The 13,363-nt window shown below is 51.3% G+C and carries 11 protein-coding genes; 4 read left to right on the top strand and 7 right to left on the bottom strand.

Annotated features, from left to right (window positions below):
* From mraY to B4W65_RS11505, 6 genes are read right to left on the bottom strand one after another with little or no spacing between them, the layout of a single operon-like run.
* A complete protein-coding gene (gene mraY / locus B4W65_RS11480; RefSeq protein ID WP_088655309.1) occupies positions 1–1,254 on the bottom strand; it encodes a phospho-N-acetylmuramoyl-pentapeptide-transferase in 1,254 nt (417 codons plus the stop codon).
* A 9-nt stretch (positions 1,255–1,263) separates the two neighbouring features.
* Positions 1,264–2,733 (bottom strand): UDP-N-acetylmuramoyl-L-alanyl-D-glutamate--2,6-diaminopimelate ligase, encoded by a 1,470-nt coding sequence (locus B4W65_RS11485; RefSeq protein WP_088655310.1) that lies wholly within the window; start codon positions 2,731–2,733, stop codon positions 1,264–1,266.
* A gap of 34 nt (positions 2,734–2,767) precedes the next feature.
* The gene (locus tag B4W65_RS11490; RefSeq protein ID WP_088655311.1) at positions 2,768–4,879 is read right to left on the bottom strand and encodes a penicillin-binding protein; all 2,112 of its coding nucleotides are present in this window, start codon (positions 4,877–4,879) and stop codon (positions 2,768–2,770) included.
* Positions 4,880–4,897: 18 nt separating this feature from the next.
* A complete protein-coding gene (locus tag B4W65_RS11495) occupies positions 4,898–5,278 on the bottom strand; it encodes an FtsL-like putative cell division protein (protein ID WP_088655312.1) in 381 nt (126 codons plus the stop codon).
* Positions 5,279–5,294: 16 nt separating this feature from the next.
* Positions 5,295–6,203 carry a 16S rRNA (cytosine(1402)-N(4))-methyltransferase RsmH gene (gene rsmH, locus B4W65_RS11500; protein ID WP_088655313.1) on the bottom strand — a complete coding sequence of 303 codons (909 nt, stop codon included), beginning with the start codon at positions 6,201–6,203 and terminating at the stop codon, positions 5,295–5,297.
* Between the two features lie 38 nt (positions 6,204–6,241).
* Positions 6,242–6,703 (bottom strand): division/cell wall cluster transcriptional repressor MraZ, encoded by a 462-nt coding sequence (locus tag B4W65_RS11505; protein ID WP_088655314.1) that lies wholly within the window; start codon positions 6,701–6,703, stop codon positions 6,242–6,244.
* Positions 6,704–6,885: 182 nt separating this feature from the next.
* Between B4W65_RS11505 and B4W65_RS11510 the strand changes: the two genes are divergently transcribed.
* From B4W65_RS11510 to B4W65_RS11525, 4 genes are read left to right on the top strand one after another with little or no spacing between them, the layout of a single operon-like run.
* Positions 6,886–7,752, top strand: coding sequence for a 1-acyl-sn-glycerol-3-phosphate acyltransferase (locus tag B4W65_RS11510; protein ID WP_088655315.1), 867 nt, complete (start codon positions 6,886–6,888; stop codon positions 7,750–7,752).
* Between the two features lie 33 nt (positions 7,753–7,785).
* A complete protein-coding gene (locus tag B4W65_RS11515; protein ID WP_088655316.1) occupies positions 7,786–8,736 on the top strand; it encodes a GNAT family N-acetyltransferase in 951 nt (316 codons plus the stop codon).
* Between the two features lie 8 nt (positions 8,737–8,744).
* Complete coding sequence (locus tag B4W65_RS11520) at positions 8,745–10,229, top strand: dihydrolipoyl dehydrogenase family protein (protein WP_088655317.1); 1,485 nt, start codon at positions 8,745–8,747, stop codon at positions 10,227–10,229.
* 14 nt (positions 10,230–10,243) lie between these two features.
* Entirely contained in the window at positions 10,244–11,386 is a 1,143-nt protein-coding gene (locus B4W65_RS11525) for a serine hydrolase domain-containing protein (protein WP_088655318.1), read from the top strand.
* On the opposite strand, the gene B4W65_RS11530 is transcribed toward B4W65_RS11525, so the two are convergent.
* Positions 11,377–13,281 (bottom strand): amidophosphoribosyltransferase, encoded by a 1,905-nt coding sequence (locus tag B4W65_RS11530; RefSeq protein ID WP_088655319.1) that lies wholly within the window; start codon positions 13,279–13,281, stop codon positions 11,377–11,379. The genes B4W65_RS11525 and B4W65_RS11530 overlap by 10 nt on opposite strands.
* Between the last annotated feature and the right edge of the window lie 82 nt (positions 13,282–13,363).

Here is a 13,363-nt window from a genome sequence, read left to right on the forward strand (position 1 = left end):
CTACCTGATTTTAAGCGTAACCACTGCCAAAACAGCCATAATAATACTAACAATCCAAAAACGCACCACAATCTTCGATTCGGGATAACCCTTCATCTGATAATGATGATGCAAAGGGGCCATTTTAAACACCCGTCGCCCTTCTCCGTACTTTCGTTTCGTATATTTGAACCAGCCCACCTGTATCATCACCGAGAGGTTCTCGACCAGGAACACCCCGCACAAAATAGGAATAAGCAATTCGATACGCACCAAAATGGCAAAGACCGCAATGATGCCCCCCAGGGTGAGACTGCCCGTATCGCCCATAAAGACCTGTGCCGGGAAAGAATTGTACCACAAAAAACCAATGGTGGCACCAATAAAAGCACTCATAAACACAACCAATTCCTGAGAGTGGGGAATAAACATGATGTTGAGGTAATCGGCATACACCGTGTGGCCCGAGAGGTAGGCAAACACCCCCAGGGTGACGCCAATAATGGCCGACACCCCCGTCGCCAGGCCATCCAGCCCATCGGTCATGTTGGCCCCGTTAGACACTGCCGTGATGATAAAAATAACCACAAGCACAAAGAGCACCCAGCCCCAGGGCTTAGCCTGGTCGCCTAAAAAGTCGAGCAAAGACGAATAATCGATGCGGTTGTTCTTAAAAAAAGGCACGTTGGTCACCGGCGCCTTAATGGTCTCCACCTGCACCATGTTACCACTTCCTTCGGGCTCCTCCTGCACCACCACATCGGCAGTAACTTCCTGACCAACAGGCAGCGGAGTTTTAAGGCGTGCCACTACATCATCATTAAAATACAGGGTAAGTCCCACAATAATACCCAGACCCACCTGCCCCACAATTTTAAATCTTCCGGCCAGGCCCTCCTTATTCTTTTTAAATACCTTAATGTAATCGTCCAAAAAGCCAATAATGCCCAACCAAACCGTGCTCACCAGCATCAACAGCACATACACATTATTGAGTCGGCCAAACAAAAGCACCGGCACCAATATGGAAGCGATGATGATCAATCCACCCATGGTCGGCGTCCCCTTCTTTTGGTACTGCCCTTCGAGGCCCAGATCCCTGACCACCTCGCCGATTTGCTGCCGCTGCAGCAAACGAATAACATACTTTCCAATGAAAGTGGCCATCAGCAGAGAAAAAATAACCGCCATTCCCGATCGAAAGGAAATGTAGGGAAACATCCCCACCCCGGGGAAGTTTATTGACTGCAAATACTCGTACAAATAAAACAGCATAACACCTTATTAAAGATTGTTAGATCCTTCATCAAAAAAATCCCTGATCACCTCCCTGTCGTCAAAATGGCTGCGAAGCCCCTTAATCTCCTGATAAGTCTCGTGTCCCTTCCCGGCCACCAAAACCACATCGCCCTTTTGTGCCAGGGCACAAGCAGTACGTATGGCCTCTCTCCGATTGGTAATGGAGAGCACCTTAGAACGATCGGAAGCAGCAACCCCCTCCAGCATCTGGGCGATAATATGCTCCGGATCCTCACTTCGGGGATTATCGGAAGTTAAAATTACCCGGGTACTGGCCTTTACAGCCTCAGCTGCCATAATGGGCCGCTTGAACGGATCCCGGTCGCCCCCCGCGCCCACCACCGTAATTAAGGCATGGCCGGCCCCGCGAATCTGATTGAGGGCCTCCAATACATTTTTCAAAGCATCCGGAGTGTGTGCGTAATCCACCACCGCGGTAACGCCAGCGGCCGAACGCAAAGTTTCAAAACGTCCGTCCACAGGCTGAAGTCGACTCAAAGCCGTCAGCACCTCTTCCTCCGTCCAGTCCAACAACACCCCGGCGCCATAAACAGCCACCAAATTGGCCGCATTAAAGCGACCAATAAACGGGGTCCACAACTCTTGCCCGTTCAGCTCCAGGTGCATCCCCTCAAAAAGGCTTTCGAGGACTTTCACCCTGAAATCGGCCAATTCGCGCAGGGAGAAAAACTTAGCCCTTGCTTTACAATTTTGCAACATAACGGCACCATTTTTATCGTCAGCATTTACCAGGGCAAAAGACGCTGCAGGGAGACTGTCGAAAAAGCCCTTCTTAGCTTTTAAATAGGCGTCAAAAGTGCCGTGGTAATCGAGGTGATCGTGCGTTAAGTTGGTAAAAACCCCGCCGGCAAATTGCAGGCCGGCGATGCGTTGCTGTACCACCGAATGCGAACTCACCTCCATAAAACAATAATCGCAACCGGCGTCCACCATCTGGCGCAAAAGCCCTTGCAAGGTCAGCGCATCGGGGGTGGTGTGCGTGGCAGGCAGACTATTGCCGCCAATATAATTGGCTACCGTTGAGCACAAGCCGGCCTTCCATCCCAACTCCATAGCCAAGCGGTACAACAGGGTAGCCACGGTGGTCTTTCCATTGGTGCCCGTAACCCCGACCAATTTAAGCTCCCGGGAAGGATGACCAAAATGGACAGCCGCTAACTGTCCCAGTGCCTCGGAGGAGTCGGCCACCTGCAGGTAAACCACTCCAGGCTGACACTGCGCAGGCAGCTTTTCACACACAATGGCGGGACAACCGGCAGCAATGGCCTGCTCAATAAAGTCGTGACCATCCACGCGGCTTCCTTTTTGGGCGACAAACAGAACACCCCTTCCGGCCTTCCTCGAATCAAAAGCAATGTTTTCAATTTCCGGGTCTTCCTTCCCTTGTCGTTCCAATAACGACAACGCTTCCAAATAATTACTCAATGGCTTCATAGGCGCTTATTTCATTTGCCCGTTTTGGGCGACATCATTCCAATTTAATAAATATGGTGCTGCCTTTGCGTATCGTCCCCCCTGCCGGCATCGACTGGGAAACGACTCTTCCTACACCCTGAAGATGTACCTTCAGACCAGCATTCTCTAGCAAAGCCACCGCATCCTTAGCCCCCATTCCAATCACGCCGGGAACAGTCCCCCCGGGCATGGGCTTAGGCCTGAACACCACCCCACTATCTACCGCCAGAGTAGACACCCAATCGTGAATCTCCTGCTGCTTGTAGGCCGGCATTTGCAGTTCTCTGAAAATGGTTTGCAGCTCTGTTATGGTGCCCCCCTTGGCATAGGGATAAACCCGATCCTCCGCAGGCAGTTTCCATCCGGCGGTTTGAACAAAATCAAAACCGGTAGCATAAACCCGGTCGGCAATCTCCCGAAACACCGTACCCGCCACCACGTTACCGTAATACACATTGTTGGAGGGACTGGTCACCACAACGATACACGAATACCGGGGACGTTCGGCCGGGAAATAACCGACAAAAGAGGCCTGGTGCTCCACCCCTCCGGCCTGATACCCCTGGGCCCCTTTGGCCACCTGGGCGGTTCCGGTCTTCCCGGCAATGGAATAGTTATTGTTTCTAATGTTCGTAGCCGTCCCCCGCTCCACCACGCCAAGCAGTAAGCGATGGGCCGCTTCAACCGTCTCTCGACTGGCAATAGAAGGATTCAGCACCTCCGGGGCAAAACGCTCCACCATACTCCCATGTCGACTCAGTCCACGCACAAACATGGGCTTCATCATTACCCCCTTGTTGGCCACCGCATTGTAAAAGGCCAAAATCTGAAGTGGGGTCATTTTCACCTCATAACCGATGGCCATCCAGGGCAAGGTGGTGCCCGACCACATGGTGTCGCCGGGATATTTAATTTCGGGCCGCCCCTCCCCGTCGATCTCTATACCCAAAGGTTTGTTGAGTCCCATCTGGTACAAACGATCCACAAAACGACGCGGGTTGTCTTTGTACTGCTCAAAAATCAAGCGGGAAATCCCAATATTCGAAGATTTTTCAAAAACCTCCTGCATACTCATTCGACCGTAGCCACCCGCACGACTGTCGCGCATCACCTGGTCGTAATAGCGGTAGGCCCCATTTCCTGTATCGATGGAATCGCCCAGACGTACCACCCGGTCTTCCAAGGCCGCCATAATGGCCGCCAACTTAAAAGTAGACCCAGGTTCGGAGGCCGTTCCAATCGCATAATTAAAATGGTCCTCGGTGTAAACACCCGGACGTTGTCGGTGCAAATTAACCATGGCCCGAATGGCACCGGTTTCCACCTCCATTAAAATGGCTACTCCGTGGCGGGCATTGTGCCGCTGCAACTGCGTACGCAAGGCATGTTCGGCCACATCCTGAATGCCTATATCCAAAGTCGTCACCACATCCAGTCCGTCTACCGGCGGGGTCACCACTTCAGGTACCCAACGGCCCGAAATACGCTTCTGCACACTGGTCCCCGAAGTCCCCCGCAACACCTCATTGTAAGCCCTTTCGAGGCCAACCCGCCCTCCTTTGGAGCTTTCACCGTAAAGTTTACCGATGGTACGCGAGGCCAGGGAACCAAAAGGTTGCTTGCGCTGATCGTATTGTTCCGGTATAAAGCCCCCACGGTTACGCCCTTCCCTAAACAGGGGGAAGCGACTCACCACCTGTAACTCGGTATAGGAAATACGTCGGGGATGCACCAGGTAGTAACGACGCCCCTGTTGACGCGCCCGTTGGAGCTCACGCCGATACACAGCAGCTCCCTTATCCTTAAAAAAGCGCGACAACTCCAAAGCAAGAGAATCCACGGCCCTGTTGAACTTGGCATCGGTCAAGCCCTCCGCCAATAAATCCATATACAAACGGTAACTGGGCACCGAACAAGCAATCTTCATTCCGTTAACATCCAGAATATCGCCCCGTTTTGCCGCCACTTCATTTTCATTCCGTTCAATTTGCCGGGCTTTGGACTTCCATTCATCATCGCTCAGGTATTTCAAAGAAACCAATTGAAAAAACAACCATACGGCCACCAACGCAAACACGGCGAAGAGCACCCCAAATCTGATGATGATGTCTTTTTTTATGGTCATATTCCTTCAATTCCTGTTCTAGTCCGCTTTGATAATCCTGGGGGGTGTTTTCAGCACCTCCAAATCCAATCCGGCCGCCTCTACCCGACGAATCACTTCCGACTGGCGACTCATTTGCATCAACTCCGAAGAAGTGGTAATGGCCTCGTACTGCAACTCTTGCACCTCCTTATTAAGAGCCACCTGCCGCTTCAGCAGCTTTTCCAATGCATAGTGGTTGTTGATGTAGATAAAAGCCAACAACACCACAAACAAGAAATACGGGCCTTGCGAAGTAAAGGAGGTCCGTGTAAAAACCTTCCCGCTCACCAGGTCCTTGAGCGAATAGCCTTTCAAATCCTGCAGCACTTCATTGCCCGACTCAAACTCTTTACTGTTTTTAATCCGCTTCCAAAACATAGCTTCACTGTTTGGTTTAAATCTTCTGACCAACACGCAAACGCGCACTGCGTGCTCTTGGATTTGCAGCTATTTCCGCCTCATCGGGCACAACCACTTTTCGAGTCACCAGCTCAAAAGGAAGCGAGCGGTGTCCGTACAAATCACTCTCCACCTGCGCCCGATCCATATCTCCCGACCTCAAAAAATTCTTCACCAGACGATCTTCCAGAGAGTGGTACGACATAACGACCAAACGACCACCGGGTGCCAACACCTCAACCGTCTGCTGCAACATCTCACGAAGCACCTCCATTTCCCCATTAACCTCAATACGCAAGGCCTGAAAAACCTGCGATAAAAAACGGGCAGCATCCTTCCTTGGCGCCAACTTCGACGCCACATCACGCAACTGGGTGGTGGTGACAAAGGGCTGTTGAATTCTAAAAGCAGCCACCTCCCTTACCAAACGTCGGGCCTCTTTCAACTCACCATACAACTTAAAAATGCGCAACAAATCCTCCTCCGCAGCAGTGTTCAACACATCGGCAGCACTTCGCCCGGCACCCTGATTCATACGCATATCCAGCGCCCCGTCAAAACGAAAAGAAAAACCACGCTCTGGCACATCAAAATGGTGCGACGAAACGCCCAAGTCGGCAAGAATTCCGTCTACCGGCAATGCCTCCAGATAAGTTAAGAAATGAGCCAGGTAACGGAAGTTGTGCCGCACAAAAGTTACCCGCTCATCGTCTATGCGATTTTCCCAGGCATCCGGGTCCTGATCAAAGACCACCAAATGCCCCTTCGGCCCAAGGCGCTCTAAAATGGCGCGACTGTGTCCGCCTCCGCCAAAGGTCAAATCCACATATCGCCCCTCCGGTTTAATGTCGAGCCCATCGATACAGGCCTGCAACAAAACCGGAATATGATAGGTCGTACTCATAACAATTCGCTTAAAAATGACAGACCATCCAGGTCTCTTTACTCACTGTCAGCCGACGCACCGCCCAACAGCAGCTCGGCTTGTCCGGCCAGTGAAACGGCATTATCGCTCATCGCCGAATAAATGGGCTTCGCCCACAATTCGATGTAACGATCTACCCCCACCAAAACCACTTCCCGATCGGCGGAAACCTGATCCATCAAGCGACGGGGTATCAAAAACCGACCGCCCGAATCAAGCTGAACTTCAGCCGAAGCCCTAAAGAAGTCGCGCAAAAACTGCTTGTGCTCACGCTTATAGGGATTTAACCGTTGTCGCAAGCGCAACAACTCTTCCTCCCAGTAGGCATAGGGGTACAAAACCAGGCAAGTTTCAAACAAATCTTTCCGCACCACAAAGCGCTGCTCACCATGTCCCGCCGCCTTTTTAAAAGCTGCCGGCAACACAATGCGCCCCTTGGCATCGGCCTTACATTCAAAATCGCCTATAAATGTGACCATTACAAAACACCTCTTTGGAGGGTAAAGGTAATATATTTTTACCCCACAATCAACCACTTTACCCCACTTTATTCCTGAAAAACCGCTTTTTTTGCAGTGCTAAAACCCCTGACCCCATCGTATCCCCGAAACCATTTCCTAATTTTTTCGTACCTTGTGCCATCTAAAACAAATCTTTTTCAATGCAAGAGAAAGAAAACAACAGGGTGCAGCCGAAGCTACAGCAAAAAGAAGAACTGCTCATCGACATAGAGCAGGTGATAAGCAGCAAGAACCCGGCACTACTGAAATGGATTCCCCGCTTCATCATTCGTTACCTGAAGCGCATCACCCATCAAGACGACGTCAATCGCATCATCATCAGCAACACACACCTCGACGGACTCCCTTTTGCCCAGGCCATTCTTGACGACTTTGGGGTGGAGTTTGAAGTGAGCGGCCTGGACCGACTGCCAACCGATAAGCGCTACCTTTTTGCTGCCAACCACCCCCTGGGGGGTATGGATGGCATCGCTTTTTTAAGCGCAATAGGACAACGCTTTCCCAACCTAAAATTCCCGGTGAACGACATCCTCATGAACATTAAGGGGCTCAACAATGTTTTTCTGCCGGTAAATAAGCATGGAGGGCATTCGCGCGAAGCAGCCCGAAAGCTCGAAGACACTTACCGCTCCGATGCCCAGGTATTGTTCTTTCCGGCGGGCCTGGTCAGTCGCATGCAAAAAGGCGGAGTAATTATGGACCTTGAATGGAAGCGCAACTTTGTAAAAAAAGCCATTGAACATCAGCGCGACATCGTTCCGGTGCACATTTCAGGCGAGAACACCCTCTTTTTTTACCGCCTGGCCAAATGGCGCAAGCGTTTGGGAATAAAGGCCAACATCGAAATGCTTTACCTGCCCAACGAAATGTTCAAACAAAAAGGACAGCGCCTGCACATTCGCATTGGCACACCCATCCCCTGGCAAAAGCTTCAGGAGACCAAGGATGTGCAAGCCCTGGCGCAAAAAATAAAGGAAAGCGTTTACGCCCTGCCCAAAAACGACTAATTTTGTAATTCAACACCGAAATTAAATACCAGAATGGAAGCCAATAAAGCATTGATTCCCCCAGTCCCCACAGACCTGCTCGAAGCGGAACTGACCAAGGATATTTTTGTGCGCAAGACCAACAAGGGGGACAACCGAATCTATGATTTTTCGGCCCATGAAGCACCCAACCTCCTCAGGGAGGTGGGACGCCTGCGCGAACTCAGCTTCAGATCCGCTGGCGGAGGGACGGGAAAAGAACTGGACCTGGACGACTACGATACCAGCGAGGTGCCGTATCGCCAGTTGATCGTTTGGGATCCTTCAGAAAAGGAAATCCTGGGTGGTTACCGTTACATCATGGGCAATGAGGTAAAGAAGAATGCCAAAGGGGAGATAGAAATTGCCACCGCAAAAATGTTTCATTTTTCAGAGGCCTTCATTAACGAGTATCTGCCCTACACCATTGAGCTGGGACGCTCTTTTGTGCAACCCAACTACCAAAGCAGTAAAATGGGCGCCAAAAGCCTCTTTGCCCTCGATAATTTATGGGACGGACTGGGTTCTCTGATGGTGAACAATCCCTTCATGAAGTATTTCTTCGGGAAAGTAACCATGTACACCCAGTCGAACCAGGAAGCGCGCGATTTAATCCGCTCCTTCATGGGGCTGTATTTCAGAGATAAGAACAAGCTGGTTTATCCCAAAAACCCGGTAGAATCGACCATTCCGGAGGAGGTGGTAAAAGCACTTTTCAGCGGCCAGTCGTACACCGAGGACTACAAAATATTGAGCAAGAAGGTGCGGGAACTGGGCGAAAACATTCCGCCCCTGATCAATGCCTACATGAACCTTTCTCCCTCCATGAAATCCTTTGGCACGGCAGTCAACGATGGTTTTGGAGATGTTGAAGAAACAGGCATCATCATCACCATTAGGGAGTTGTACGAGGCCAAGATCAACCGTCACGTTAACTCCTACAACCCCAACGACCCGCACGATTAAACAATGGTATGAAGCATTACGACCTGGTTATAGTAGGCAGTGGACCCGCAGGCTTTTCAGCCGCTGTTCGGGGGGTGGACTTTGGCATGAATGTTTGTCTCATTGAAGGGGGACATCTGGGCGGGGCCGGCATTATGCATGGCGCCCTGACTTCCAAAACCATGTACGAACTCTCCCTGGATTATTCCATTGCAGCCCGGGTCGACCGCGGCTACCGGGCCGGAGCTTTAACGGTCGATTACCACCAGGTACGCAACACCGTTATTCAGGCTGCCAAGGAAAAGCAGTATCAAATGCGGAGTCAGATTGAAACATTTGCCCGTACCAAGCACCAAAAGGGAGGCATCACGCTTATGCAAGGCTGGGCCTCCTTCATCAACGACCGCAGTATGCGCGTTGAAACACGGGAAGGCGAAGAGGTCGTAAGCGGCACCAATTTTTTGATTGCTACAGGCTCCAAGCCCCGTGAATACCCGGGATTGGAACCCGACGGAGTCCGCATCATCGACTCCAACGGCATCTTGTCGCTGCAGCAATTCCCCGAACGTATTCTCATCATCGGCTCAGGGATCATCGGCTGTGAATTCGCCACCATATTTTCCAATTTCAAACAAACAGAGGTACACCTGCTCGACCGCGCCAACCGGGTACTTCCCTATGAGGACGACGACGTCAGCGACTATGTGGCCGATAACCTCACCGGCAACGGGGTGACCATTCACCATACCGCACAACTGCGCACCATACGCAAACACCCGGACTTTTTAGAGGTCATCCTGGACTACGCCGACGGACACAGCAAGGTTTTGGAGGTGGATGTTGCACTGATTTCCATTGGCCGGGTATCGACCATTGAAGCCCTAAAACCAGAAAATGCGGGCCTGGTACCCACAGAGCGGGGTACCCTGACCATCAACGACAGTTGCCAGGTGCTTAAAAACGGCAAACCCACCCACATTTATGCTGCCGGTGATGTGAGCGGGCACTCTCAACTCTACAGTGTAGCCGAGTTGCAGGGACGCAAGGCGGTAGAGAAAATGGTAGGCAAGGCAGGCTATCCTCTGGATTACTCGCACATGAGCACCCTCATGTTCTTTAAACCAGAAGTGGCCGCAGTGGGGGCCAACGAAAAAATGCTGCAAAAGAAAGGCATTGCCTACAAAGCGGCTTACTACTCCAACAAACTCATCAACCGTGCCATCGCCATGCGCAGCACCGTCGGCTTCATCAAGATATTGGTCAGCAATGACGACAATCAGCGGATTTTAGGCATGCGTGCCTCCGGCCCCCAGGCTTCAGCTTATATCGTATCGGTGGCCCACCTCATCAATCAGGGCGACAGTCTCCGCGAGGTGCTGAAAATATTCTACCCCCATCCCAGTGTGGCCGAAGGCATCCAGGAGTGCCTCCGAACCATTGGTGAACGCTCCATTTACAAACCCCAGGCCTTCCCCGACGACATTTACATCAGAGCGTGGAAGCCCGAAGAATAAAAAACCCAGGCTCCATGAAACGTTCGGCAAAATTTATCCTGGGCATACTGGTTGCCCTGTTTGTCTTATGGCAGGTCCTGCCTGCCTATCTGCGTCAGGCACTGATTCACCAACAACCGGGCATCTACGATTACCAGATATTTAACAACCGAACAGTAGGCACCGGGCTGTCCCAGCCCTGGGAACTGTCCGCAGCCTACAATCAAATGCAACCTTCACCGGCACTGCGCGACTCCTTACTAAGCATGGAGACCACTGCCTTTCTGGTGATCCAGAATGACTCCATCCTTTATGAGTATTATCCGGAGGGCCTAAGCCCGGAGACAGCAAGCAACTCCTTCTCTATGGCCAAAAGCATTGTCGGCCTGCTGATTGGCTGTGCCATTGCAGACGGCAATATAGAAAGCACCCAACAAGGCGTGGAGGAACTCTTGCCCGACTTACCCAAGCTGCATGGAAAGGGCCTGCGTTTGAACCACTTACTGACGATGAGCTCCGGCTCCAGCTGGGACGAATCTTACAGTTCGCCCTTCTCCATTACTACGGAGGCCTACTACGGAAATGATCTGCAAAAGCTGTTGCAAGGCCTTCAAATTAACGACAAACCGGGTGAAACCTTCAGTTATCGGAGCGGCGACACCCAGCTGCTGGCACAAATTCTACGCAATGCCACCGGTCGGTCCCTGGCCGATTATGCCTCGGAAAAGCTTTGGCGCCCCTTGGGGGCCGAACACGCTGCCCTCTGGTCGCTCGACCGTGAAAACGGAATGGAAAAAGCCTACTGCTGCTTCAACAGCAACGCACGCGACTTTGCACGCCTGGGGCAATTACTGCTGAACAAAGGGCACTGGAAGGGACAACAACTGCTTCCAGAGACCTACATCAACACAGCGCTGAGTCCGGCCACACACCTTAAAGATGAAGATGGCGACACAGTCAATTATTACGGCTACCAAATATGGCTGCTGCAACACCAGGGTGAAAACATTCCCTATCTGCGGGGTATACTGGGTCAGTACATTTACGTGTTGCCAGAATCCAATGCCGTAGTCGTACGATTGGGGCACCGCCGCAGCGAAATATACTGCGGGGCGCACACCCAGGATGCTTACACCTGGCTAAACATGGCGCGACAAGTGCTGAAAAATCAACAATAAGCGCGGGTATTGCGCCCCTCCATGTAGTTGATAAAAGCATTATTAACCACCTTCACGCCTCCCGGAGTCGGATAATCGCCCGTAAAATACCAGTCGCCATTATCGTTGGGGCAGGCCTGATGGAGACTGTCCACCGTCTGATACAGAATCTCCACCTCCGCATCAATGTCCGGCGGCGTCAGCATTTCTGCAATTTTTGCCGAGACTTCCTCATCACTAAAGGGTCGGTAAATGTCTTTCACGTAATTGACCATTTCCTCCTTCGGCAGGTTGCGCTGCGAGAGACATTTTTGATACACTTCCTCAATGACTCCGGCCCTTCCGGTATCCTTCAGCAATTCAATGGCTGCGGTAAAGGCACAAAAATCGCCCATCCGGGCCATGTCGATGCCATAGCAATCGGGGTATCTGATCTGCGGCGCCGACGAAACAACGATGATCTTTTTGGGGTGCAGGCGATCAAGGATCTTAAGAATGCTCTTTTTAAGGGTGGTTCCGCGCACAATGGAATCATCAATAATAACCAAGGTATCCACCCTATTCTTAACAATGCCGTAGGTCACGTCGTAGACGTGGGCCACCATATCGTCACGCGACGAATCTGCAGTAATAAAAGTACGCATCTTCACATCCTTGATGGCAATTTTTTCGACCCGGGGCTCCAGCGACAGCACTTCCTTGATGGCTTCTGTCTTCGGCTCAGACCCCAGAAGGCGTAGCTGCTCCATGCGCCAGTCCACCAAATACTCACGCACCCCTTCCATCATACCATAAAAGGCCGTCTCAGCAGTATTGGGAATATAAGAAAAAACAGTATCGCGCAGATTGTAGCCAACCCGCTCGAGTACCCGGGGTGCCAACAAGCACCCCAACTCCTTACGCTCCAGATAAATTGTTTTATCGCTCCCCCTTGAAAAATAAATACGCTCAAAAGAGCAGGATCGTCTTTCATGGGGCACATTCACCACCTCTTCGCTGACACGCCCATCCTTTTTGATAATAAGGGCGTTCCCGGGCTTCAGCTCCTGCACCTCACAGGCACGAACATTGAGTGCAGTCTGAATAACCGGTCGCTCCGAAGCCACCACCACGATTTCGTCGTCCAGATAATAAGAGGCGGGGCGGATCCCGTTGGGATCGCGCATCACAAAAGCATCGCCATGCCCAAAAAGTCCCCCAATCACATAGCCCCCATCCCAACGGCGACTCGAACGCTCCAGTATTTTACGGACATCCAGACTCTTTTCGATAAGCGCAGAAATATCCCGATTGCTGTAACCTTCATTCTTAAACTGGCGGAACAACAACTGATTCTCCTCATCCAAAAAATGCCCCACATTCTCCAAAATGGATACTGTATCTGAATAATCCTTGGGATGCTGTCCCAGCTCCACCAGAGCATTGTAAATTTCATCGGTATTGGTCAGGTTAAAGTTCCCTGCCAACACCAAATTACGTGAACGCCAATTGTTTTCGCGCATCACCGGATGCACGTAATCGAGCGAGTCGTTGCCAAAAGTGCCGTAGCGCAAGTGACCCAAATACAACTCTCCGGCAAAGGGCATATTTTCCTTGGCCCAAACCGGATTCTGAAACAACTCGGGATGGTGATCGTCGTCGTAGGCAAAGTGCTTAAATATGCGCTTAAACACGTCCTGAATGGGGTTGGTCAAATTGGAACGTTCCCTGAAGAAGTACTTTTTCCCCGAAGGCTGGTCAATCTTCAAATTGGCCACCCCGGCACCATCCTGACCCCGGTTGTGCTGCTTCTCCATCAACAAATACAATTTGTTGAGTCCATAGCGCCAGGTCCCGTATTTTTCCTGATAATACTCCAGGGGCTTCAATAAGCGGATCAATACGATGCCGCATTCATGCTTCAACTGTTCACTCATAATTCTTCTGCACTAAGCCATTGATTATTCACCGACTAAAGTCCTAACAGCCAAAAAAGCCCATCTCTGACGGAGACGGGCC

Source organism: Geofilum rhodophaeum, from assembly GCF_002210225.1.
Classification (GTDB): Bacteria; Bacteroidota; Bacteroidia; order Bacteroidales; family Marinilabiliaceae; genus Geofilum; species Geofilum rhodophaeum.

Coding starts and splice junctions, on each gene's coding strand:
- B4W65_RS11495 (WP_088655312.1), bottom strand. CDS start 5,278: ATGTTTTGGAAGCGGATTAAAAACAGTAAAGAGTTTGAGTCGGGCAAT.
- B4W65_RS11505 (WP_088655314.1), bottom strand. CDS start 6,703: ATGGTCACATTTATAGGCGATTTTGAATGTAAGGCCGATGCCAAGGGG.
- rsmH (WP_088655313.1), bottom strand. CDS start 6,203: ATGAGTACGACCTATCATATTCCGGTTTTGTTGCAGGCCTGTATCGAT.
- B4W65_RS11510 (WP_088655315.1), top strand. CDS start 6,886: ATGCAAGAGAAAGAAAACAACAGGGTGCAGCCGAAGCTACAGCAAAAA.
- mraY (WP_088655309.1), bottom strand. CDS start 1,254: ATGCTGTTTTATTTGTACGAGTATTTGCAGTCAATAAACTTCCCCGGG.
- B4W65_RS11525 (WP_088655318.1), top strand. CDS start 10,244: ATGAAACGTTCGGCAAAATTTATCCTGGGCATACTGGTTGCCCTGTTT.
- B4W65_RS11515 (WP_088655316.1), top strand. CDS start 7,786: ATGGAAGCCAATAAAGCATTGATTCCCCCAGTCCCCACAGACCTGCTC.
- B4W65_RS11490 (WP_088655311.1), bottom strand. CDS start 4,879: ATGACCATAAAAAAAGACATCATCATCAGATTTGGGGTGCTCTTCGCC.
- B4W65_RS11485 (WP_088655310.1), bottom strand. CDS start 2,733: ATGAAGCCATTGAGTAATTATTTGGAAGCGTTGTCGTTATTGGAACGA.
- B4W65_RS11530 (WP_088655319.1), bottom strand. CDS start 13,281: ATGAGTGAACAGTTGAAGCATGAATGCGGCATCGTATTGATCCGCTTA.
- B4W65_RS11520 (WP_088655317.1), top strand. CDS start 8,745: ATGAAGCATTACGACCTGGTTATAGTAGGCAGTGGACCCGCAGGCTTT.